Source organism: Pseudomonas sp. GGS8 (assembly GCF_024168645.1).
Classification (GTDB): domain Bacteria; phylum Pseudomonadota; class Gammaproteobacteria; order Pseudomonadales; family Pseudomonadaceae; genus Aquipseudomonas.
This window is the reverse complement of record NZ_JALJWF010000001.1, coordinates 1,175,376-1,198,784: the sequence shown is the minus strand read 5'-3', so window position 1 is coordinate 1,198,784 and position 23,409 is coordinate 1,175,376. Positions and strand designations below refer to the sequence as shown.

The following is a 23,409-nucleotide window of genomic DNA, read 5'->3' as shown; positions in this document are numbered from 1 at the left end:
GCAAGCCCGCTCCCACAGGTTTTGTATTTGCTGGTCTAGCGGCCGAGGTAGACCTCGATCACCCGTTCATTGTCCTGCACCTGCTCCAGCGACCCTTCGGCCAGTACGCTGCCCTGGTGCAACACGGTGACGTGGTCGGCGATCGAGCCGACGAAGCCCATGTCGTGTTCCACCACCATCAGTGAATGCTTGCCCGCCAGGCGCTTGAACAGTTCTGCGGTGAATTCGGTTTCGGCATCAGTCATGCCCGCCACCGGCTCGTCGAGCAGCAGTAGTTGCGGGTCTTGCATCAGCAGCATGCCGATTTCCAGAAACTGCTTCTGGCCATGGGACAACAGTCCCGCCGGGCGATTGACCGAACTGGTCAGGCGAATGGTTTCCAGCACTTCGGTGATGCGATCTTTTTGTTCACCACTCAGGCGAGCTCGAAGGCTGGCCCACACCGACTTGTCGGTTTTCTGCGCCAGCTCCAGGTTTTCGAACACGCTCAGCGCTTCGAACACGGTTGGCTTCTGGAACTTGCGACCGATACCGGCTTGGGCGATTTGCACTTCGCTCATCTGCGTCAGGTCGAGGGTTTCACCGAACCAGGCCTTGCCGTGACTGGGGCGGGTCTTGCCGGTGATCACGTCCATCAGCGTGGTCTTGCCCGCGCCGTTGGGGCCGATGATGCAGCGCAATTCGCCGACGCCGATGTACAGGTTCAAATTGTTCAGGGCCTTGAAGCCATCGAAGCTGACGCTGATGTCTTCCAGGGTCAGGATGGTGCCGTGACGCGTATTCAGGCCTGGGCCGACGCGTTGGCCGAGGCCGATGGCATCGCGGCTGCTGCCGGCGTCCTTGTTGGGCTCTGGTGGAAAAAAGACCGGTTCGAGCATGAATTCAGCCGTTGCAGTGATCCTCATTGTTCGCCCCTTTTCTTCAGCAGACCGATCACACCCTTAGGCAGATACAACGTCACGACGATGAACAGCGCGCCGAGGAAGAACAGCCAGTATTCCGGAAACGCCACGGTGAACCAGCTCTTCATGCCGTTGACCACGCCGGCACCGAGCAGCGGCCCGATCAGCGTGCCGCGCCCCCCCAAGGCAACCCAGACAGCCGCTTCGATCGAGTTGGTCGGCGACATTTCGCTCGGGTTGATGATCCCGACTTGCGGCACATACAACGCCCCCGCCAGGCCACACAACACCGCACTCAATACCCAGACAAACAGCTTGAAGCCGCGCGGGTCGTAGCCGCAGAACATCAGGCGGTTTTCCGCGTCCCGTAATGCGGTCAGCACCCGACCGAACTTGCTTTGCGCCAGCCGCCAGCCGATGAACAGACTCGCCACCAGCAACAGCACCGTGGCGAAAAACAACACCGCGCGAGTCCCTGGTTCCGTGATGCCAAAGCCGAGAATGCTGCGGAAATTGGTGAAGCCGTTGTTGCCGCCAAACCCGGTTTCGTTGCGGAAAAACAGCAGCATTCCGGCGAAGGTCAGGGCCTGGGTCATGATCGAGAAATACACGCCCTTGATCCGCGAGCGGAAGGCGAAGAAACCGAACACCAGCGCCAGTAATCCCGGCGCCAATACCACCAGGCACATGGCCCAGAGGAAGCTGCTGGTGCCGGTCCAGTACCATGGCAATTCGGTCCACGACAGGAACGTCATGAACGCTGGCAAGCCATCACCCGAGGCTTGGCGCATCAGGTACATGCCCATCGCATAACCGCCGAGGGCGAAGAACAGACCGTGACCGAGGGACAAGAGACCGGCGTAGCCCCAGACCAGATCGAGGGCCAGGGCGACGATGGCGTAGCAAAGGATTTTGCCCACCAGCGTCAGCGTGTAGGCCGAGACGTGAAAAACGCTGACGGGCGATAACAGCGACAGCAGTGGCAACGCCAACAGCAAGACAAGGATCACCACGCCAACAGCGATGGTGACTTTGGGGCCGGCTTTTTTTGTCGCGGTAACGAGCAGAGGCTGGTTCATCAGTCGATCACCCGTCCTTTCAGTGCGAAGAGGCCTTGCGGACGTTTCTGGATGAACAGAATGATCAGCGCGAGGATCAGGATTTTGCCCAGCACCGCACCGATCTGCGGTTCGAGAATCTTGTTGGCTATCCCCAGCCCGAAGGCGGCGAGCACGCTACCGGCCAGTTGACCGACACCGCCGAGCACCACCACCAGGAACGAGTCGATGATGTAGCTCTGGCCGAGGTCCGGGCCGACGTTGCCGATCTGGCTGAGCGCCACGCCGCCGAGGCCAGCAATGCCGGAGCCGAGGCCGAAAGCGAGCATGTCCACACGCCCGGTCGGTACGCCGCAGCAAGCGGCCATGTTGCGGTTCTGGGTGACGGCGCGCACGTTCAAACCAAGGCGGGTCTTGTTCAACAGCAGCCAGGTCAGCACCACCACAAACAAGGCGAAGGCGATGATCACGATGCGGTTGTACGGCAGCACCAGATTGGGCAGCACCTGAATCCCGCCCGACAACCACGCCGGGTTGGCCACCTCGACGTTCTGCGCGCCGAACACCAGGCGCACCAACTGGATCAGCATCAGGCTGATGCCCCACGTCGCGAGCAGGGTTTCCAGCGGGCGACCGTAGAGGTGACGAATCACCGTACGCTCCAGCGCCATGCCGATGGCGGCGGTGACGAAAAATGCTACCGGCAGGGCAATCAGCGGATAGAACTCGATGGCTTGCGGCGCGAAACGCTGGAACATCAACTGCACCACGTACGTCGAGTAAGCGCCGAGCATCAGCATCTCGCCGTGGGCCATGTTGATCACCCCGAGCAGGCCGAAGGTGATCGCCAGCCCCAACGCCGCCAGCAGCAGAATCGAACCCAGAGACATGCCGCTGAAAGCCTGCCCAAGCATTTCGCCGATCAGCAGTTTGCGTTTGACCTGGGCCAGGCTGGTTTCGGCGGCGGTGCGCACGCCGGCATCGGCTTCGACGCCAGGTTCCAGCAACCCTTCGAGGCGGGTGCGGGCCAGCGGGTCGCCGGTTTCGCCGAGTAAACGCACCGCCGCAAGACGCACGGCCGGGTCGGTGTCGACCAGTTGCAGATTGGCCAGCGCCAGGCTCAGGGCGGCGTGAACGGTTTCGTCTTTTTCGCCAGCCAGTTGCTGGTCGAGGAATTTCAACTGCGCCGGTTTGGCGCTTTTCTGCAATTGCTGCGCGGCGGTCAGACGGGTTTTGGCGTCGGCGGCGAGCAATTGGTGGCTGGCCAACGCGGTGTCGATCAGACCGCGCAGGCGATTGTTCAGGCGCAGGGTTTTCGGTTGGCCATCGACGGTCAGTTCGCCTTGTTGCAGGGCGTTGATCAGTTCGATACGGATCGGATCGGGCTGCGCGGCCCAGGTTTCCAGAAGCTTGGCTTGCTGCACGGGATTGGCCGCGACGAAGTCTTCGGCGTCGCCGGCGTGGGTGGCCATCGGCAATAACAGCATGATGGCGAGAATGAAGCGGTAAAGGGCAGTGGGCATAAAAAGTCGCCTTGCGCGGACATTGTGGGAGCTGGCTTGCCTGCGATGCAGACGACTCGGTGTATCTGATGCACCGAGGTGATGCCATCGCAGGCAAGCCAGCTCCCACAGGGGTTGTGTCGGGCCTGAGCTCCGTGCCCAGCCCCGACATCCAATGGCTTAGTTGCTCTTCACCGCATACTCCGGCTTCTTGTCATTACCCGGAATGAACGGGCTCCACGGTTGGGCGCGGATCGGCCCTTCGGTCTGCCACACCACGTTGAACTGACCGTCGGCCTGAATCTCGCCGATCATCACTGGCTTGTGCAGGTGATGGTTGGTCTTGTCCATGGTCAGGGTGTAGCCGGACGGTGCGGCGAAAGTCTGGCCGGCCAGGGCTTCGCGGACTTTGTCGACGTCGGCGGACTTGGCTTTCTCGGCGGCTTGCGCCCACATGTGGATGCCGACGTAGGTGGCTTCCATCGGGTCGTTGGTCACCGCTTTGTCGGCGCCCGGCAGGTTGTGTTTCTTGGCGTAGGCCTTCCAGTCGGCGACGAACTTTTTGTTCTGCGGGTTCTCGACCGACTCGAAGTAGTTCCACGCCGCGAGGTTGCCCACCAGCGGTTTGGTGTCGATGCCGCGCAATTCTTCTTCGCCCACGGAGAACGCCACGACCGGAACGTCGGTGGCTTTCAGGCCCTGGTTGGCCAGCTCTTTATAGAACGGCACGTTGGAGTCGCCGTTGACGGTGGAGATGACTGCTGTCTTGCCACCGGCGGAGAATTTTTTGATGTTGGCCACGATGGTCTGGTAATCGCTGTGGCCGAACGGGGTGTAGACCTCTTCGATGTCCTTGTCGGCCACACCTTTGGAGTGCAGGAACGAGCGCAGGATTTTGTTGGTGGTGCGCGGGTAGACGTAGTCGGTGCCGAGCAGGAAGTAACGCTTGGCGCTGCCGCCTTCTTCGCTCATCAGGTATTCCACCGCCGGAATCGCCTGCTGGTTGGGTGCCGCGCCGGTGTAGAACACGTTCGGCGACATCTCTTCGCCTTCGTATTGCACCGGGTAGAACAGCAGGCCGTTGAGTTCTTCGAACACCGGCAGCACCGATTTACGCGACACCGAGGTCCAGCAACCGAACACCACTGCTACCTTGTCCTGAGTCAGCAACTGCCGGCCCTTTTCGGCGAACAGCGGCCAGTTCGATGCCGGGTCCACGACGACAGGCTCCAGCATCTTGCCGTTCACGCCGCCCTTGGCGTTGATTTCGTCGATGGTCATCAACGCCATGTCTTTAAGCGAAGTTTCGGAGATCGCCATGGTCCCGGACAACGAATGCAGAATACCGACTTTGATGGTCTCGGCGGCCTGGACAGTCCAGGTCATGCCCATCGCGGCAATGCTTGCCGTGAGTGTGAAAGCCTTGATCAAACTGCGACGCTTCATTGTGCGATCTCCATGAACGTTAAAGTTTTTTATGGTTGGCAGATGCGGACGACTGAAGGCTGTTTTGCAAGGGCTGTGCCCGGTCGGGGACGGGCAAGGAAATGTCGTATTAGAGCGGTTGCGGGGGTTGAGTGACGCACCATGAAGGGACGGGGCTGGCGCGTTGGTGCGAGAAGATGCGCCACATTGGGGCGAAGGATTGCCCCAATGCCGGTCAGTTAAGGTAAAGGCGCTGTGAATACAAAACCTGTGGCGAGGGGGCTTGCCCCCGTTCGGCTGCGAAGCAGTCGTAAAACCATTGCACGCGGTGTACCTGATACACCGCAGTTGCAGGTTTTGGGGCCGCTTCGCGACCCAACGGGGCGATGCGGCGTTCCGACAAGCCCCCTCGCCACAAAGGCTCTTTCCCAAAGAGCGGGGGATTACGCTGGGTCGACGTTATCCAGCGCCCGGTTCACCGCCAGCTCCGCCAGCATGATGCTCTGTTGAATCGCCAGCGCCGTGTAGCGCTGCGGGGCGGTCAGGTCGTTGGCGAAGTCGCTGGTCAGGACACTCGCCGTGGCTAACGATTCACAGGCGTGGGCCAGCAGGCTTTCGGTATCCATGTTCGGGGCGACGATGAACATGGTGCTGGGCGGCGGGTTTTTTCGGTGTAGGGCGCCGGGGGATCGAGATAGTAGTCGAGGGCGCGTTTTATGGCTTCGCGGTCTTTGAGCAGGTCTTCAGCGCGCAAGGTTTCGGGGTCGGGAGTGCTGGTGTCGTCGGCGGGTGGATCTGGTATGAGTTTCTTATTCATGTGACTACCTTGGTTTTCAAATGGGAGCCACCACTTGCCGTTTCTCACGCGGCAAAGAGGGAGGCAGCTGTGTGCGGGGTGAGAAACCGGGAAACCAAGAAACCGGCCGGACCGAAGCCCGCCCACACACAGCCGCCATAACGCATTTGCAGGCAGCGGATAAGCTGACGGCAATTATGCTGATACGAGTGCTGCATGGCTAATGTTTCCCGGGTTCTCACACCCGATCGCTGAGTGTTCAGCGACAGCCCAAGACTAGAGGGCTCCCGTCCGACGAACAACCTGAAAAAGGCGTGGGAAAGTTCCGTGTTTTGACACATCCGTTAAACATTCAAAAGCGGAACGCGGAGCGTCCCTGGCGGCATTCCCACGCGGAGCGTGGGAATGATCACCCTGTGGGAGCGGCGAGTCAGCGCCGGCGCATCAGACCGATGAAGAACAGCCCGCCAATCGCAGCGGTGGCGACGCCGATGGGCAAGTCTTCCGGGGCGATCAACGTTCGTGCGGCCACATCGACCCAGACCAGGAACAGGCTGCCCAGCAAGACACAGACCGGCAACAACCGACGATGCTCGGCACCTACCAACCGCCGCGCAATGTGCGGCACCATTAACCCGACAAAACCAATCGAGCCGCTGATGGACACCAGCACCCCAGTCATCAACGAGGCAATCAAAAACACCCGCAGCCGCACGGTACGGGCATTGAGGCCGAGGGTCACGGCAGTCTGTTCACCCGCCATCAACGCATTCAACGGCCGGGCCATGCCCAGTAGCAACACCAACCCCAACAACACACTGGCAGCCGGCACCGCGAGCAATTCCCAGCGCGCCAACCCAAGCCCGCCGAGCATCCAGAACATCACCGCCGAACTGGCGCGGTGATCACCGAGAAACAACAGTAGATTGGCGATCGCCATCATCACGAATGACACCGCCACGCCGCACAACAGCAGCCGATCACTGTCCAGCCGCCCATGACGATTGGCGATCATCAGCACGATCAGCATGCTCAGCAGCGCGCCGATAAACGCCGCAATCGGTAAGGTCAGCAGGCCGACGATTTCACCGACATGCAACACCACGATCACCGCGCCGAGGGTCGCGCCGGAGGTCACACCGAGCAGGTGCGGATCAGCCAATGGATTGCGCGTCACCGCTTGCAGCACCGCGCCGATCAGCGCCAGGCCGGCGCCCACCAGCGCGCCGAGCAACATGCGCGGCACGCGGATCAGCCAGACGATGTGTTCCTGGCCGGCGGCCCAGCTCTGCTCGCCAAAACCGAAGGCCTTGTACAGCAGAATCCGCCAGACCACCTCCACCGGCACCCGCGCCGGACCAAAGCCCAGCGACACCACGCACGACACCAGCAACAGCGCGCCGAGGGCCATCAGCAACAAGGCATAGCGACGATCGATCATTCGCCGTGGAAACCCTTGGCCAGGGTTTCGACCGCCAGCACGTTATCGATCCCCGGCGTGGCCTGCACGTACGGAATGACGATAAAGCGCTGGTTCTTGATCGCGTCCACCGATTGCAGGGCCTGGTTGTTCAGCAAAAACTGCTCCTTCTGTTCGGCGGTGACTTCGCCGTAATCGACGATCACGATCACCTGCGGATTGCGCTCGACCACGTTCTCCCAGTTGACCCGGGTCCAGCTCGCCTCGACGTCATCGAGAATGTTGCGCCCGCCGGCCGCGTCGATCAGCGCCTGCGGCATGCCCAGGCGTCCGGAGGTCATGGCCCGGTCTTCACCGCTGTCGTACAGAAATACCCGAGGCTTGTCGGTCGGCAGATCCTTGCGCACTTCGACGACTTGCGCCTGCATCTGGGCGATCACGGTGTTGGCGCGATCCTGCACGTCGAAGATTTTGCCGAGGTTGCGCAGGTCGTTGTAGGTGTCTTCCAGGCTGGCCGGTGGACGCTTCATCACGAACGCGCAGGACTCGGTCAACTCATAGACGTTGATGCCCAGCGGTTGCAGGGTTTGCGGCGTGAGGTCACCGCCCACGCGCATGCCGTAGTCCCAACCGGCGAAGAAGAAATCGACGTTGGCGTTGAGCAGGGTTTCCACTGACGGGTACTTGGCCGCCAGTTCCGGTAAACCGTCGAGGAGGGTCTGCATCTGGGGCGTCACCGATTTCCAGCCGGTCACGCCGCTGTAGCCGGCCATCCTGGGCTTGAGGCCGAGGGCGAGCATCATCTGGGTCATGTTGATGTCGTGGCTGACCGCGTGTTTTGGCGCTTGCTTGAAGGTGACTGCGCGGTTGCAGCTCTGGACAGTCAGCGGGTATTTCGTGGCCTCGGCGAAGGCATGGGCACTGCCCAGCAACAGCGCGACGCAAAGCAGGGAACGCAAAGTCATGGTTGGGTTATCCAGGTGATTCGTGGGTAGCCGTGCAAGGGATGGTCATCGATCAGGGCGTCGACGCCGAACACGTTGTGCAAAAGGTGTGTGGTCAGGACTTCTTTGGGGGTGCCGCTGGCCACGATGCGACCGTGATGGATCACGTACAGCCGATCGCAGAAGGCCGCCGCCAGATTGAGGTCGTGAATGCTCGCCAGCGTGCCGATCTGCAGGCGTTTGACCAGCTGCAGCAGTTCCAGTTGAAAGCGCGGGTCGAGGTGGTTGGTCGGTTCGTCGAGGATCAGCAATTGCGGTTGCTGGGCCAGGGCGCGGGCGAGGATTACGCGCTGCTTTTCACCGCCGGACAGGGTGGCGAAGGCGTGGTCTTCGAAGCCCTTGAGGCCGACCGATTCGAGGGCTTGGGTCGCGAGCTTTCGGTCTTCGAGAGTGTCGCCATCGAACAGACCTTTGTGCGGTGTGCGGCCCATGGCGACCACTTCATCGACGGTCAGGCCGAAGGCGTCGGGGAATTCCTGCAGCACCACGGCGATGCGTTGCGCGCACCAGCGTGAGGATTGCTTCCAGACGTTGTGATGCTCGAGTTTTACCTCACCGCTCTCGGGTTTGCTGAAGCGATAAGCGCACCGCAACAGGCTGGTCTTGCCGCTGCCGTTGGGTCCGATCAACCCGACGAACTCACCGGCGGCCACGTGCAGCGATGCGTCACGCAGCTGGAACTGGTGATGGCAATGGCCGTGACCCAGGGGTGTCCAGGCGAGGTTGGTGATGTTCAGCGAAGTCATTTCATTCCTGATGATCGTTCAAGCCTGCATACAGAACTGTGGCGAGGGGGCTTGCCCCCGTTGGGTTGCGCAGCGACCCCAAACCTGACACCGCAGTTTCTCCGGGTTTACCGCGTTGTCGGGTATTACGACTGCTGCGCAGCCGAACGGGGGCAAGCCCCCTCGCCACGCCAAGGATTCAATGCTGGCCCGCATTGTATTGGCTTTACGCGTACGCGCATCTCGTCTGCTTCATGATGAAACTGAAGTGGACTCAGTATGCCGGCCCAAGCGCGATAGCAGCCCCCAATCCAATAGCCACACGACCACCAGCGAAGCCCCTACCAACGGAAACATCACCGCCAGGGCGAACATGATGACCATAGCGGTTTTCCATTTCGGCAGGTCGTGACGCAACGGCGGCACACCGAACTTGCCCTGTGGCCGGCGCTTCCACCAGATCACCACGCCGCTGACGGCGCTGAGCAAAATCATCAGGCAGATCAGCAGCACGATGATCTGATTGAACGGGCCGAACATTTTGCCTTCGTGCAGCATCACGCCGACTTCCGTGGCGCGGGCGACGTTGCTGTAATGCTGCCAGCGCACGTCGGCGAGGACGTTGCCGGTGTATTGGTCGACATGCAGGGTGGCGTCGTTGCGCGGGTCGTCGGCGAACACTGCGAGGGTGAACACGCCGGTGGCGGTGGTCGGGAAAGTGATGCTGTAGCCGGGCTCGACCTTGCGCTGCACGGCGATATTTTGCACGTCTTGCAGGCTGATGGTCGGCACCGCCGGGCCGGTTTGGGTGCTGGCGTGAGCCATGTGTTCGGCGTGGTCGCCAGACATTGGCATCGGCGTGTTTTCCATGGCCCACGGCACAGTCTGGCGCGTGGCGCTGTTGAGGCTGCGGGCCTCAACGTCGGATTTGGGCACGTCATTCCACATGGCGACCGGGAAGCGGTTCCAGAGGTCGGCGTATTGCTTGCCCCAGAACCCGGTCCAGGTCATGCCGCTGAGCAGCATCACCAGCAAAAACGCCGCGCCCCAGAACCCGGTCACTGCGTGCAAGTCACGCCACAGCACACGTCCGCGACGGCTGAGGCGCGGCCACAGCACGCCGGCGTACTGACCACGCGGCCACCACAAAAATACCCCGGAGACCACCAACACCACACCCCAACCGGCGGCCAGTTCCACCAGCCGATCACCGACGGTGCCGATCATCAACTCACCGTGAATCGAGCGCGCAACCGCTTGCAGATTCTTCTTGGCGTCTTGCTCGCCGAGGATGTCGCCGTGGTATGGATCGATGAACACGTTCAGTTCATGACCTTCATTGATCACCACAAATTGCGCGCTGCGTTCGGCATTCACTGGCGGTAAATATTGTTTGATCCGGCCTTGGGGATAGGCCTCTTTCACCCGTTTGAGCAGGTCATCGGCGGCCACGGCGTGATGACCGGCCGGGATGTTCAGCAGGCTGCCGTACATCAATGGATCGAGTTGCGGTTTGAACAGGTAGACGATGCCGGTCAGGGCCAGCATCACCATGAATGGCGCGACGAACAGGCCGGCGTAGAAGTGCCAACGCCAGGCCAGGTTGTAGAAATTCGGTTTGGGGTGTTTCATCAGGTGTGCTCCGCTAGGCGTGGTTCATTCTTGTTTAGTGCGGTTGCTGCGCAACCGATCGCGGGCAAGCCCGCTCCCACAGGTTCAACGTCGCCCATGTGGGAGCGGGCTTGCCCGCGATGCTCTTAAAAACTCATGTCGACCTTGGTCCAGAGCGTGCGCCCCGGTTCGTTGATGGCTTGCGGATCATTGGCCGGGAAGCCGAAACCGGCATTGCCGGCCAGGTTCAGGTGTTCGGCGTAGGCCTTGCCAAACAAGTTGTCGACGCCGCTGCTGACCTTCCAGTTCTTATTGATCCGGTATGCGCCGTTGAGCGAGAACACGCCAAACCCCGAGCTTTTGTCGAAGTCTTTGCCGACCACGTTGCCCTTGTTCTGGTCGATGCGGTTTTGCGCCGCGACCACCCGCCACAAGGCGCCGGCGCTCCAGTTTTCTTCGCTGTAGGTCAGGCCGAAACGTGCGTCCAGCGGTGGCATTTGCGGCAGGGCAGTGCCGTCGCTGCTGTTCTTGCCCCAGGCATAGGCCAGGGTCGCGTCGGCTTTCCAGTTGGCGGTCAGCTTGTAGGCCGCACCGAGTTCACCGCCCATGATTCGCGCGTCGATATTCTCGGCTTGCGAGGTGGCGCCCATCATCCCCGGCGTGTAGTTGAACAGGATGTAGTCACGCACCTGCCCGACGTAACCCGAGGCCCAGGCTTCGAGGTCGGCGGTCTTGTATTGCAGACCGAAGTCGAGCTGGGTGGTTTTCTCCGGTTTGATCGAGTCGAACGCATTCACCGAACCGGCGGGGCCTGAGTTGGGCGAAAACAGCTCCCAATAATCCGGGAAACGCTGGGCATGACCGAGGCCTGCATACAACGTTGTCGGGCTGTCGGCCAGGTCATGCTCATAACGCACGAAACCGCTGGGCAGGGTGTCAGCGCGGGTGTCGTCGGCGGTCGGGTTAGGGCGGGCCATCATCCCGGAGCCGATGGTCTGCCGATAATCCTTGGCCGAAGCACGGTCCAGGCGTGCACCGGTAATCAGCCGATCACGGTCGGCGGCGTACCAGGTCAGTTCGCTGAACACGCCGTAGTTGTGGAAGTCGGCGTCCTTGTTGCGGGGTACATCCTTGTAGGTGTCGACGCCCATAGCGCTGCGTTGGCGGTGCTCATTGGTCTGCGCGTCCAGGCCACTGATCAACTGCATATCGGCCCAGCGCCAGGTGGCTTTGATCCGCGCGCCGAGGGTCCGGCGGTCGACGTTGGAAGCCATGGGGCCGGCCATCATCCCGGTACCGGACGGCCTGCGCAGGGTGTAGTTGTCCATCACGTGGTCGGCGTAGTTGTAGTAGACCTGTGCCTCGACCTTATCCAGCACCTCACCGATGTTCGATTGCTCGAAGCGCAGGCCGAGGCTTTCGCGCAAGAACTGTGAACCGTCCATGCCGCGCCCGGCGTAACGGGCCTCCCCGTCGCCCTTGCCGGCAGTCAATTCCAGCAGGGTGTCGGCGTTCGGCGTCCAGCCCAGTGCGACATCGCCGTTCCACTTGTCGTAGCGTGACGGCACGGTGTCGTTGTTGCCGTCCTTGTAGTCATCGGAATGTGCGGTATTGCCGATCACGCGCACGTAACCCAACGGCCCGCCGGCAGCGGCGTCCAGCACTTTGTCGAAGCGGCCGTTGGAGCCGGCCAATACGCTGGCATTCACCCGGGTGCCAAGTTCGCCGAAGCTTTCCGGCTCCCGGTCGAACAGGATGGTGCCGGCCGATGCGCCGGGGCCCCAGAGCACGGTTTGCGGGCCTTTGATGACGGTGAGTTTGTCGTAGGTTTCCGGTGAGATGTACGAGGTCGGCGCGTCCATCCGGCCGGGGCAGGCGCCGAGCATCATGCTGCCGTTGGTGAGAATGTTCAGGCGCGAGCCGAACATGCCGCGCAGCACCGGATCGCCATTGGTGCCGCCGTTGCGCACCAGGGCGAAGCCGGGGATGGTCTTCAGATAATCACCACCGTCGCTGGCCGGCACCGGTTGGCGCGGGTCCTTGGGGTTGGTGACGACGGTCAGTGGCGAGCTCGGCGCGATGGCGGTGATCACCGTCGGGCTCAGTTCTTCGGTGTGGCCGGCGTGTTCATCGGCGAGCACCAACGGTGTCAGCAACAAGCCGCAAAGGGCGGCGGTGGCCTGCCTGAAGCGAACGCGGGATGGGTTCAGGGCAAAAGAAGCCTGGGCAGCGCCCAAACGTGTGTCAGCAGAAAACCTGGACATGACAATTTCCATCGAACAGTCGTAAACGACACGGCCGGCAGCCTGCGGCTGTCTTCTAAACCGTGTGAGATCGGAGGTGGGTGTTTACGCGACGATGGGCGGGGCGCGGGTGCGGGCGCCGGGGAAGAAGGTTTGCCGGGCGTGGCCCAGGCGAGTGGCGGGTGTGGTGAAGGTGGTGGCGGGCGGGGTGTCGAACGCGGTGAATGAAGCGCCACTGGTGAGCGCGGGGCAATTGAACAGCAGGCTGCAATAGCCGCACTTTTCCCACAGCGCGTGATGCTCGGCTTTTGGCGCGCAGTGTTCGGCGGCGGGTTGTGCGTCGTGGTCGGCGTGCTCCATCGCCGACATGTCCATGCTCATGTCCATCGACATGTTCATGGACATGCCCATCGCCATGCTCGAAGCAGCCGCGCGCGAATCCATCGGCATCGACTGAGAAATCAGCGGGCCGATAAAGATCATCAGCATGGCGAACAGGCTGATCCAGCTGCCGCGGGTCAGGCTCATTGGCTGACGGCGGCGCACGGATGGCCTGGCGCTATACGGGCGCATAGGCGTTTTCAACGGGGTCGATTACTGGGCGTGCATATGCTCTTGCATGCCGTCCGGTGCCTTTTTCTGCACCGAGACCTCGACCGTCACATCGCCGGACTTCTCGAAGTGCATCGTCAGCGGGAAGCGCTTGCCGTCGCTCAACAGGCTGCGGTCTTTCAACTCCAGCAGCATCACGTGGTACGCCATCGGCGCGAAGGTGACATCGCCGCCAGCCGGAATCTCGACGCTGGGCACTTGCTGCATTTTCATCAGATCGTTTTGCATCACATGTTCGTGCAGCTCGGCTTTGCCGGATATCGGCGATCCGACGCTGAGCAGCCGGTCAGCGGTTTTGCCACTGTTGTGAATCACGAAATACGCCGCGACGGTGGGCGCGTTGGGCGGTAATTCCTGCGACCACGGATGGGCGATCTCAAGTTCGCCAACCTTGTATTCGTGGGCATTGGCAAAACAGGCAGGCAGCAGCAACACAGCCAGGACGATGAGTTTGTTCAACATGGCAGTTCTCCAGAACGATTCAAAACGCAGGTCAATTGCGAGAAGGAATCACACCAGAGGGGACGCGCGGGGGTTGAGACTCGGCCATTGCTGGCGCGGTGTGGGAGTGTCGAGCGTGGCGGGCGGCACACTTCGATTGGCGTCGAATCGCGCGTAATACAACTGCGGCGCATGCCCCGGCAACGCCACCAACGGCGCGGAGCCCGAGCAACACCAACAATGCTGCATGTTGGAATGATCGTCGTTCTGCGGGGCTTTCTGCTCGATGTCACCCAGGGAAATCGCCACCAGCTTCGTGCCGCTGGACGAGCAGAAGCTGCCCCACAGCAACTGTTCGGCAGGCGATTTCGTCGTCTGCGCCATCGCTCCGGACATCGGCATGGCGAGCATGTTGAACAGCACTGCAAAGCAGGCGATCCAGGCAAATGCGAGCCGTTGTCGGGACATGAGGGCAGATCCGGTTGAGTGGGCGATCAGGCGTGGCTATTTAGCCTGATCAGGGATGATAAGTAAAAAGGCTGCGTGCGGTGTGGTGTCGCAGTGCAATCAGATAGCGCTGGCATGCAGCCGCAGGCCTAATGCTTTCATCACCTTCATGATAGTCGCGAATTCCGGGTTGCCAGTGCTGCCCAATGCTTTGTAGAGGCTCTCGCGACCCAACCCGGCATCACGGGCAATCTGCGTCATGCCTTTTGCCCGAGCGATGTCGTTGAGTGCGGCACGTATGAGTACTCCGTCACCTGCATCTTCTTCAAAGCAGGCATCCAGATAGGCGGCCATTTCTTCCGGCGTCTTCAGAAATTCGGCGGCGTCGAATCGGGTGAATTGTTCGGCCATGATTTACTCCTCATTTCCGATGTTTTGCGCCATTTGAAGAGCGCGTTTGATATCTCGTTTTTGAGTCGACTTGTCACCGCCCACCAGCAGCAGATAGACCACTGCCCCTCGACGAGTGAAATACATCCTGTAGCCGGGGCCGTAATGAACACGCATTTCATAAACAGCCTGGGGGCCTTACCCATGAGTGGCATGGGTGGTGTTGCAAGCTAGGATCAGGGGAATTGAATATAGAGTTGAAGCGCTTGCCGGGAACAGTCGGCCCGCTCCTGGAAAGTTGTCGGCAAAATCGCGAGGTCGTTCAGGTTCAGGAAATGTCTGACGCTGACAAAGCTAGCAAGACTTCATCCACTGCCCCAAACTCCCGCTCAACCTCCGGTAATACCGGCCGCTTCAACACCAGCACCGGCACTCCACGCTCCCGCGCCACTTCCAGTTTCGGTTCGGTGGCGGTGCTGCCGCTGTTTTTGCTGATCAGCACGTCGATCTGCCGGCGTTCGAACAGCTTGCGTTCGTCCTCGATCAGAAACGGCCCACGCGCGCCGATCACTTCGCAGCGCTCGTTGCCCGGATAAACGTCCAGTGCCCGCAACGTCCAGAATTGCTCCGGCGGGATTTCGTGCAGGTGTTGCAGCGGTTCGCGACCGAGGGTGAACAGCGGTCGGCGAAAGGGTTTCAGCGCGTCGATCAGCTCGGCCCAGTCGCTGACTTCGCGCCAGTCATCTCCGGCTTGTGGCTGCCAGGCCGGACGACGCAGGGCCCAGCAGGCAATGCCGCTCGACTTCGCGGCAATAGCGGCGTTGTGGCTGATTTGGGCTGCGTAGGGATGGGTCGCATCCAGCAGCAGGTCAATGCCTTCGTCACGAATGAACTGCGCCAGACCTTCAGCGCCGCCATAGCCGCCAACGCGGACCTGACAGTTCAGATCCGTCGGCACACGACCGACGCCAGCCAGGCTGTAGATGTGCTCCGGCCCGAGGGTTCGGGCGATGGCCAATGCCTCAGTGACGCCGCCGAGCAACAACACGCGCTTCATTGAAATACTCCCGCATGGCCGACAATCCCGCCCTGGCGATCGATGGCGAACACTTCGACCTGAACCTGCGCCGGCACCACGCTGCGGGCAAAGTCCAGGGCGTGCTGACACACCGCGTCGCCGAGGGCGATCCCGGCGGCGCTGGCCATGGCCAAGGCTTGCTGACTGGTATTGGCTTCGCGGATCGCCTGTTGCAACGCCGCATCGGCACCGACTGCTGCGGCCCATTCAGCCAGTTGCGGCAGGTCGATGCTTGAATGCCGACTGTGCAAATCCATGTGCCCGGCCGCCAGTTTGCTGATCTTGCCGAAGCCGCCGCACAGGCTGAGTTTATCCACAGGCACTTTGCGCAGGTGCTTGAGCACCGCGCCGACGAAGTCGCCCATTTCGATCAGGGCGATTTCCGGCAAGTCGTAGACCCGACGCATGGTGTCTTCGCTGGCGTTGCCGGTGCACGCGGCGATGTGCAGGTAACCGTTGGTTTTGGCGACGTCGATGCCTTGGTGGATCGAGGCGATGTAGGCCGCGCAGGAGAATGGCCGGACGATGCCGCTGGTGCCGAGGATCGACAGGCCGCCGAGAATGCCCAGTCGCGGGTTCATGGTTTTCAGCGCCAGGGCTTCGCCGTCTTCGACGTTCACCGTGACCTCGAAGCCGCCCTGGTAATCCAGCTCCTCGGCCAGCAACGTCAGGTGGTCGGTGATCATCTTGCGCGGCACCGGGTTGATTGCCGGCTCGCCGACGTTCAGCACCAGACCGGGCCGGGTGACGGTGCCCACGCCACGGCCGGCGCTGAAGCGGATGCCCGGTTCGCTGTGCAGGCGCACCTGGGAAAACAGCAGGGCGCCATGGGTCACGTCCGGGTCGTCGCCGGCGTCCTTGATCGTTCCGGCTTCGGCACCGTCGTCCGTCAGTCGACAGAATTCCAGACGCATTTGCACCCGTTTACCCTTGGGCAGAATGATCTCGACGGCGTCCGCTTCCACGCCGCTGAGCAGCAGGCGGGCCGCTGCGAGGCTGGTGGCGGTGGCGCAGCTGCCGGTGGTCAGGCCGCTGCGCAGCGGGGCGGGTTGTTCGGCGGTTTCGTCACGCATCGAGGGGTTTCGTCACATCCAGCAAGGTAATCGGCAGCGCCTGACGCCAGGTATCGAACTCGCCCAGCGGTTGCGCCTGAGCGACGTGAATGCGGGTCAGTTCTCCGCCATGCCGTTCGCGCCAAGCCATCAAGGTCACTTCGCTTTGCAGGGTCACGGCGTTGGCGATCAGCCGGCCGCCGGGTTTGAGTTGCGTCCAGCAAGTGTCGAGCACGCCCTCACGGGTGACCCCGCCACCGATGAAAATTGCGTCCGGGCGTTCGAGCCCGCTCAGGGCTTGCGGCGCGTTGCCGCGAATCAGTTGCAGGCCGGGAACGCCCAAGGCGTCGCGGTTATGTTCGATCAACAACTGCCGCCCTTCATCCGCTTCGATGGCCAGCGCCCGGCAACTCGGGTGAGCGCGCATCCATTCGATGCCGATCGAACCGCTGCCGGCGCCAACGTCCCACAGCAGTTCGCCGGGTGTCGGTGCAAGGCGGGCGAGGGTGATGGCGCGCACGTCGCGCTTGGTCAGTTGGCCGTCGTGCTGAAAGGCCGAGTCTGGCAGGCCGGCCAGGCGCGACAGGCGCGGTGTGTTTGTTTCAGCAATACATTCAATGGCGATCAGGTTCAGATCGGCAATCGCTGGGTCGCTCCAGTCGTTGGCTACGCCCTCGATGCGGCGTTCGGCGTTGCCGCCCAGATGTTCCAGCACGGTGAGGCGACTCGGCCCGAAACCGCGTTCACGCAGCAGCGCCGCGATAGCCGCCGGACTCTGACCGTCATTGCTCAGCACCAGCAAACGCACGCCGCTGAACAACTGCGCGTTGAGTGCGGCGAGGGGCCGGGCAACCACTGAAAGCGTCACCACCTCCTGCAACGGCCAGCCCATTCGCGCCGCAGCAAGCGAGCAGGAGGAGGGCGCTGGCAGGACCAGCATTTCAGCGTTGGGCACTTGCCGGGCAAGGCTGGCGCCGACACCAAAGAACATCGGATCACCGCTGGCCAGCACACAGACCGATTCGCCACGCAGCGCCAGAACGGGTTCAAGGGCGAAAGGGCTGGGCCATAGCTGCCGCTCGCCACGGATGCAGGCCGGCAGCAAATCCAGTTGTCGCTGGCCGCCAACGATCCGCGTAGCGCGCAACAGGGCGTGTCGGGCATTTTTGCCCAGACCCTTGAAGCCGTCTTCGCCGATTCCCACTACTGTCAGCCAGGAGGCCATGTTGTTCCTTAATCCAATGTTCATCGTCAAAGGCGACATGATAGCGCGGCTTCTGTCATCTGACGCTGGTCCATGGCCGGGAAAGCGTACTTCAGGTTGCAGACACTTAATGTTGACGAAAAGCTGTCCGTTGTAATGATTGTTTTGGTAGTTTGGTTTTTGTTCAGTTTGCGCAATCTTATATGTATTAAATATTTGGCCAATGGTTAAAGTTGGTCGCGACACTATCAAGGATGAAAAGAAACTTATATGGATAACGTGTTAGCTAAAGGTGTCATCGAACATGATGCACTGATGATAAATAATGTGCTGCTGATCGGCACGGCTGGCCAGACCGTCGCCGACAATGGCTTTGTCAAAAACTGCATTTTTCTGGCCCAGCATGGCGCGGATAAAGTCGCAAGGAGCGAGACGCAGCCGGGGCCCTGGTTCGACCATTACGCCGGTATGTTCTGGTCAATGGACTGGACGCTTGCCGAGCCGGTCGAGTACATCAAGCCGCAGTTCTCGGGGAGTTTGAAACAGGCCTGGTTGAAAGTGGCACGTCCCTACCTCTCGAGCGCTCAAATAGCACAGATTGAGTCAGTACTCGGAAAGCTGGAGAGTGACGCCGAATTGCTGACGAAGATCGCGGGTTTGAGCGGGAAAATATTTGGATTCAACATCGTCCCGGTCAGTTATAAGCCTAACGGCGATCTGGAGATGGTGGTCAGTCATGTCAGGTTGATCAAGCTGGGTATCACGACACCCTACCTGTTCTGGACAATAGATCAGAGTCTGTCTCAACTGGATATCCGGATTCGGCGGCTGGAGATCAAGCGTCGAGACATGGACGCCATTCGACACACCGTGGAAAAAGAAGCCCTGGCCCTTGCGCTCGAGTTCAGCGAGTACGAACTCTGATTCCGCGCAGGCCGAAGCCTTCTTTTGCCTGATTGATATTTCGGCAGCGTTTCCGACCGGCAGACTTTTCATGCGATCGAGCAAAGCAGGCATAATGGCAGCCCTTCGCCCTCCACGTGCATCCAGTCAGCCGGTCACTCATTGAACGAACGCCCGATGTCCTCCGCTTTACGCCCCTCGGCCTGTCCGGGGTTGCTGCGTATTGTCCAGGCGCTGGACGGCGGCATCTGCCGGATCAAACTCAATGGGGGTTCGATCTCGGCCGATCAGGCCGAAGCGGTGGCCGATGCCGCCGAGCGTTTCGCTGGTGGGGTGATCGAGGCAACCAACCGTGCCAACCTGCAGATTCGCGGGATCAGCAGTGAGCACGGCGCCTTGATCGACAGCCTGATGGCGGCCGGGCTCGGCCCGACCAGCGCGGCGGGCGATGACGTGCGCAATCTGATGCTCAGCCCCGGCGCCGGCATTGATCAGCAGATGCTGATCGATACGCGCCCGCTGGCCGAGCAGATCCTCGCCACGCTGCAAAGCGATGAACGCTTCCACGACCTCAGCGCCAAGTTCGCGGTGCAACTGGATGGCGGCGAAGGTCTGGCAATGCTCGAACACCCTCATGATCTATGGCTGTCGGCTGCTGAACGAGATGGTGAACGAGTATTTGTGTTCGGCCTGGCGGGTTGCCTTGTCGACCCGCCCGTAGGTGCAGTGTCGCTGGAGCAGGGGTATGTGCTGGTGGTCGCGGTGCTGGAGTTGTTCCTTGAATGGGCGCGCCCCGAGCAGACCCGCATGCGACATCTGCTCGCCGAATGCACGCTCGACGGGTTTGTCGCGCGTCTCTGCGAACGTGTGCCGTTGATGTCCATTGAGGGGGCGCAGCGCGAGGCCAGTCCAAATGCCTTGCACATCGGCGTTCATCCACAGCGTGAAGCCGGGCGTGTGTACATCGGTGCGGTGCCGCCGCTGGGCCGCCTGAATCCGGCGATGCTCAGAGGCGCCGCACGACTGGCCCGCGAACAGGGGGACGGCTCCTTGCGTTTTACGCCTTGGCAAAACCTGATAGTGCCCGGTGTCCATGGTGACGACGCGCGTCATGTTATCCACAACCTCGAACACCTCGGCCTGCGTTGCTCTGCCGATGATGCCCTGGCGCATCTCATTGCCTGCACCGGCTCGACCGGCTGCGGCAAAGGCCTGGCCGACACCAAGGGCGATGCCCGACAGCTGGCGGCGCTGTTGCAACGTCACCGCCAGACGCTGAACGTGCACCTGTCCGGCTGCCCGCGTTCCTGCGCGGCCGCGCACACTGCTCAAGTGACCTTGCTGGCTGTTTCTCCTGGTCACTACGACCTCTATTTTCGCGATGCAGCGAAGCCGGGTTTCGGTGCGCTGCACGCTCGCAACCTTACTATTGAAGCGGTCGCGGCTTTGCTCGACGCCCGCTCACGGAGCCCTTTAGATGCTTGATTACATCCGCGACGGTCAGGAGATCTATCGCAACTCCTTCGCGATCATTCGTGCCGAGGCCAACCTTGCGCGCATTCCGGCCGATCTGGAAAAACTCGCGGTGCGGGTGATCCACGCCTGCGGCATGGTCGAGGCCATCGACGGCCTGCAATTTTCCGAAGGCGCCGGCAAGGCCGGACGTGAGGCGCTGGCCGCCGGTGCACCGATTCTATGCGACGCGCGGATGGTCAGCGAAGGCGTGACCCGCACACGGTTGCCGGCCAACAACCCGGTGATCTGCACCCTGCGCGATGAAAGCGTTCCGGAGTTGGCCCGTGAGCTGGGCAACACCCGTTCCGCCACCGCGCTGGAGTTGTGGCGCCCGCATCTGGAAGGCAGCGTGGTGGTGATCGGCAACGCGCCGACCGCGCTGTTCTATCTTCTGGAAATGCTCGACGCAGGCGCGCCGAAGCCGGCGCTGATCCTCGGCTTCCCGGTGGGTTTCGTGGGGGCCGCCGAATCGAAAGCAGCGCTGGCGGCAGACAGTCGCGGCGTGCCGTTTGTCATCATGCAAGGCCGGCTGGGCGGTAGCGCCATGGCCGCCGCCGCCGTCAACGCCCTCGCCACGGAGATCGAATGATGCAGCTACCTGGACGCTTGATCGGCCTGGGCGTCGGCCCCGGTGATCCGGAGCTGATTACCGTCAAAGCCCTGCGCCTGCTGCGCGAATCGCCGGTGGTGGCGTATTTCGTCGCCAAGGGCAAAAAGGGCAATGCCTTCGGCATCATCGAAGCGCATTTGCAGGATGCGCAAACGCTGCTGCCGCTGGTGTATCCGGTGACCACCGAAGCGCTGCCGGCACCGTTGTCGTACGAACAAGTGATCAGCGATTTCTACGATGCGGCCGGCGAACAACTCGCCGCGCATCTGAATGCCGGTCGTGACGTGGCGGTGATCTGCGAAGGCGATCCGTTCTTCTACGGCTCCTACATGTACCTGCACGATCGACTGGCCGAGCGTTATGAAGCCGAAGTGGTGCCGGGTGTCTGCTCAATGCTCGGCGGTGCGTCGGTACTCGGAGCACCGCTGGTGTATCGCAATCAGAGCCTGTCAGTGTTGTCGGGCGTGTTGCCGCACGAGGACCTCAAGCGTCGCCTGGCCGATGCCGACGCGGCGGTGATCATGAAATTGGGGCGCAATTTCCCCAAGGTTCGTCAGGTGCTCGAAGAACTCGGCCTGGCGGAGCGTGCGCTGTACGTCGAGCGCGCGACCATGGCCAATCAGAAAATCGTCCCGCTGGATCAGGTCGAGCCGATGTCCTCGCCGTATTTCTCGTTGATCATTGTTCCTGGTGAAAGGTGGCAAGGCTGATGGCCCGTCCAGCTCCGGCGATTGTCATTCTTGGCAACGGCAGCCTCGCCACTGCGCGCAAGATCCAGCAGATCTACCCCGGCGCATTGATCCATGGCCTGGCCGAACGGGTTGACGGCGCGGACCGGACCTATCACGAGTTTGGCGCGACGCTGCGCGAGTTCTATCAGCTGGACACGCCGATCATCGCCTTGTGCGCGGCGGGTATCGTGATCCGCACCCTGGCGCCGTTGCTGTTGGAAAAGGGCGCCGAACCACCGGTGCTGGCCGTGGCCGAAGACGGCAGCGCCGTGGTGCCGCTGCTGGGCGGCCTCGGTGGTGTGAACGTCATGGCACGGGAGATTGCTGGCAGTCTCGACGTGGCAGCGGCGATCACCACCAGCGGTGAATTGCGCTTCGGCACCTGTCTGCTCAATCCTCCCAGTGGTTACGCCCTCGGTGATCTGGAACTGGGTAAACGCTTTGTTTCGGATTTGCTCGCCGGCCAAAGCGTGCGCATCGAAGGCGCCGCGCCGTGGCTGGCGCAAGCGCAATTGCCCGAGGATCCGCAGGCTCGGTTGTCAATCCATGTCGGCAGTGCCGAGCGCACGCCGGCGGCCAATGAATTGATGATCTACCCGCGCAGCGTGCTGGTGGCGGTGAACGCCGAGGTGGTGGATTTGCCAGTCGCGATTCGCGGGGCGCTGCATGAGGCAAACATTGCCGTGCAATCGCTGGCGTGCCTGCTGGCCAGCGATCTGCACATGACCAATCCGGCGTTGCGCGAAGCGGCGCTTGAGCTGGGCGTGGCGCTGCGGTTTGCCTCGGTCAGCGGCGACGTCAGCGAGTTGGCCCGCCACACCGTGCCGAACGCTACCATCGTGTCGGCAGATGCCGGCGTTGCCATCGCGATGGCCGGTCAGCCATTGGAGGTTGCACGGATTGGTCGTGCGCGCGGTCGTTTGGCTGTGATCGGCCTGGGCCCTGGCGCCGCCGAACTGATGGTGCCGGCGGTCAAGGCCGAACTGGCGCGCGCCAACGACGTGCTGGGTTATGAAACCTACGTGCGCATGGCCGGGCCATTTCGCGAGGATCAAGTGCTGCATTGCACCGACAATCGCGAGGAAATGCAGCGCGCTCGCCACGCCTTTGAACTGGCGGCCCAAGGGCGGTCGGTGGTGGTGGTGTCGTCCGGCGACCCAGGCGTTTTTGCCATGGCGGCGGCAGTACTCGAAGCGTTGCACGAGTCGAGTGAGCAGAGTTGGCATAGCGTTGATCTGGAAATTCTTCCGGGGGTCTCCGCGTCCCTGGCAACGGCTGCTCAGGCTGGCGCACCACTGGGCCACGACTTCTGCGTGATGTCCCTGTCGGACAACCTCAAGCCTTGGGCAATCATCGAGAAACGACTGGATCTGGCGTCTCAGGCCGACCTGGCGCTGGCTTTCTACAACCCGATCTCGCGTTCTCGTCCCTGGCAACTGGGGCGGGCGCTGGAGATTGTCGCGCAGCACCGCACCGCTGAAACGCCGGTGGTGTTGGGGCGGGACATCGGTCGTCCGGGGCAGACCCTGCGCATTATCACTTTGGGGCAGTTGACCCCGGATCAGGTGGACATGCGCACCATGGTGCTGATCGGTTCTTCCACGACCTGCACCTTCCCTCGTGCCGAGGGTGGCCAGTGGGTATATACGCCACGCTGGTACGGCGACAAACCTGCCGTGTAAGCCATCGCGGCCAGATCTGCTGGCCGCAGTCCCCTTCCGGTGCGTAAGATTTTTCATC

The 23,409-nt window shown here is 61.7% G+C and carries 21 protein-coding genes and 2 pseudogenes; 5 read left to right on the top strand and 18 right to left on the bottom strand.

Features of this window, described 5'->3' with window-relative positions; all coding sequences use genetic code 11:
- Window positions 1-35: 35 nt before the first annotated feature.
- From urtD to cbiE, 18 genes and pseudogenes are all read right to left on the bottom strand, one after another.
- The gene (urtD, locus tag J3D54_RS05270) at window positions 36-878 is read right to left on the bottom strand and encodes an urea ABC transporter ATP-binding protein UrtD (protein ID WP_253426505.1); all 843 of its coding nucleotides are present in this window, start codon (window positions 876-878) and stop codon (window positions 36-38) included.
- A gap of 23 nt (window positions 879-901) precedes the next feature.
- Entirely contained in the window at window positions 902-1,981 is a 1,080-nt protein-coding gene (gene urtC, locus J3D54_RS05265; protein ID WP_253416980.1) for an urea ABC transporter permease subunit UrtC, read from the bottom strand.
- Entirely contained in the window at window positions 1,981-3,483 is a 1,503-nt protein-coding gene (urtB, locus tag J3D54_RS05260) for an urea ABC transporter permease subunit UrtB (RefSeq protein ID WP_253416979.1), read from the bottom strand. The genes urtC and urtB overlap by 1 nt, the downstream gene beginning before the upstream one ends.
- Before the next feature lie 159 nt (window positions 3,484-3,642).
- Window positions 3,643-4,908, bottom strand: a complete 1,266-nt coding sequence (urtA, locus tag J3D54_RS05255; RefSeq protein WP_253416978.1) for an urea ABC transporter substrate-binding protein — start codon at window positions 4,906-4,908, stop codon at window positions 3,643-3,645.
- Window positions 4,909-5,330: 422 nt separating this feature from the next.
- Window positions 5,331-5,704 (bottom strand): annotated as a pseudogene (locus J3D54_RS05250) (DUF6124 family protein).
- A gap of 409 nt (window positions 5,705-6,113) precedes the next feature.
- Window positions 6,114-7,124, bottom strand: coding sequence for an iron ABC transporter permease (locus J3D54_RS05245; RefSeq protein WP_253416977.1), 1,011 nt, complete (start codon window positions 7,122-7,124; stop codon window positions 6,114-6,116).
- A complete protein-coding gene (locus J3D54_RS05240) occupies window positions 7,121-8,068 on the bottom strand; it encodes an ABC transporter substrate-binding protein (protein WP_253416976.1) in 948 nt (315 codons plus the stop codon). The genes J3D54_RS05245 and J3D54_RS05240 overlap by 4 nt, the downstream gene beginning before the upstream one ends.
- Complete coding sequence (locus J3D54_RS05235) at window positions 8,065-8,853, bottom strand: ABC transporter ATP-binding protein (RefSeq protein WP_253416975.1); 789 nt, start codon at window positions 8,851-8,853, stop codon at window positions 8,065-8,067. Before J3D54_RS05235 ends, J3D54_RS05240 begins: the two co-directional genes overlap by 4 nt.
- Window positions 8,854-9,084: 231 nt before the next feature.
- Entirely contained in the window at window positions 9,085-10,464 is a 1,380-nt protein-coding gene (locus tag J3D54_RS05230) for a PepSY domain-containing protein (RefSeq protein ID WP_253416974.1), read from the bottom strand.
- A 125-nt stretch (window positions 10,465-10,589) separates the two neighbouring features.
- A complete protein-coding gene (locus J3D54_RS05225) occupies window positions 10,590-12,707 on the bottom strand; it encodes a TonB-dependent copper receptor (protein WP_253416973.1) in 2,118 nt (705 codons plus the stop codon).
- 84 nt (window positions 12,708-12,791) lie between these two features.
- Window positions 12,792-13,259, bottom strand: coding sequence for a DUF2946 domain-containing protein (locus J3D54_RS05220; RefSeq protein ID WP_253416972.1), 468 nt, complete (start codon window positions 13,257-13,259; stop codon window positions 12,792-12,794).
- Between the two features lie 21 nt (window positions 13,260-13,280).
- Window positions 13,281-13,760, bottom strand: coding sequence for a copper chaperone PCu(A)C (locus J3D54_RS05215; protein ID WP_253416971.1), 480 nt, complete (start codon window positions 13,758-13,760; stop codon window positions 13,281-13,283).
- 48 nt (window positions 13,761-13,808) lie between these two features.
- A complete protein-coding gene (locus J3D54_RS05210) occupies window positions 13,809-14,207 on the bottom strand; it encodes a DUF2946 domain-containing protein (protein WP_253416970.1) in 399 nt (132 codons plus the stop codon).
- Between the two features lie 99 nt (window positions 14,208-14,306).
- Window positions 14,307-14,597, bottom strand: coding sequence for an addiction module antidote protein (locus J3D54_RS05205; protein WP_253416969.1), 291 nt, complete (start codon window positions 14,595-14,597; stop codon window positions 14,307-14,309).
- A 3-nt stretch (window positions 14,598-14,600) separates the two neighbouring features.
- Window positions 14,601-14,765 (bottom strand): annotated as a pseudogene (locus J3D54_RS05200) (type II toxin-antitoxin system RelE/ParE family toxin); the annotation flags it as partial.
- A gap of 139 nt (window positions 14,766-14,904) precedes the next feature.
- Window positions 14,905-15,633, bottom strand: coding sequence for a cobalt-precorrin-6A reductase (locus tag J3D54_RS05195; RefSeq protein ID WP_253416968.1), 729 nt, complete (start codon window positions 15,631-15,633; stop codon window positions 14,905-14,907).
- The gene (locus J3D54_RS05190; protein ID WP_253416967.1) at window positions 15,630-16,727 is read right to left on the bottom strand and encodes a cobalt-precorrin-5B (C(1))-methyltransferase; all 1,098 of its coding nucleotides are present in this window, start codon (window positions 16,725-16,727) and stop codon (window positions 15,630-15,632) included. Before J3D54_RS05190 ends, J3D54_RS05195 begins: the two co-directional genes overlap by 4 nt.
- Window positions 16,720-17,931, bottom strand: coding sequence for a precorrin-6y C5,15-methyltransferase (decarboxylating) subunit CbiE (gene cbiE, locus J3D54_RS05185; protein ID WP_253416966.1), 1,212 nt, complete (start codon window positions 17,929-17,931; stop codon window positions 16,720-16,722). Before cbiE ends, J3D54_RS05190 begins: the two co-directional genes overlap by 8 nt.
- A 249-nt stretch (window positions 17,932-18,180) precedes the next feature.
- Between cbiE and J3D54_RS05180 the strand changes: the two genes are divergently transcribed.
- The 5 genes from J3D54_RS05180 (at window position 18,181) to cobJ (ending at window position 23,351) form a co-directional block, all read left to right on the top strand.
- Complete coding sequence (locus J3D54_RS05180) at window positions 18,181-18,834, top strand: hypothetical protein (protein WP_253416965.1); 654 nt, start codon at window positions 18,181-18,183, stop codon at window positions 18,832-18,834.
- Window positions 18,835-18,990: 156 nt separating this feature from the next.
- Entirely contained in the window at window positions 18,991-20,298 is a 1,308-nt protein-coding gene (cobG, locus tag J3D54_RS05175) for a precorrin-3B synthase (protein WP_253416964.1), read from the top strand.
- Entirely contained in the window at window positions 20,291-20,917 is a 627-nt protein-coding gene (locus tag J3D54_RS05170) for a precorrin-8X methylmutase (RefSeq protein ID WP_253416963.1), read from the top strand. Before cobG ends, J3D54_RS05170 begins: the two co-directional genes overlap by 8 nt.
- Window positions 20,917-21,648, top strand: a complete 732-nt coding sequence (locus J3D54_RS05165; protein ID WP_253426502.1) for a precorrin-2 C(20)-methyltransferase — start codon at window positions 20,917-20,919, stop codon at window positions 21,646-21,648. Before J3D54_RS05170 ends, J3D54_RS05165 begins: the two co-directional genes overlap by 1 nt.
- Window positions 21,648-23,351, top strand: a complete 1,704-nt coding sequence (cobJ, locus tag J3D54_RS05160) for a precorrin-3B C(17)-methyltransferase (RefSeq protein WP_253416962.1) — start codon at window positions 21,648-21,650, stop codon at window positions 23,349-23,351. The genes J3D54_RS05165 and cobJ overlap by 1 nt, the downstream gene beginning before the upstream one ends.
- The last annotated feature ends 58 nt before the right edge of the window (window positions 23,352-23,409 follow it).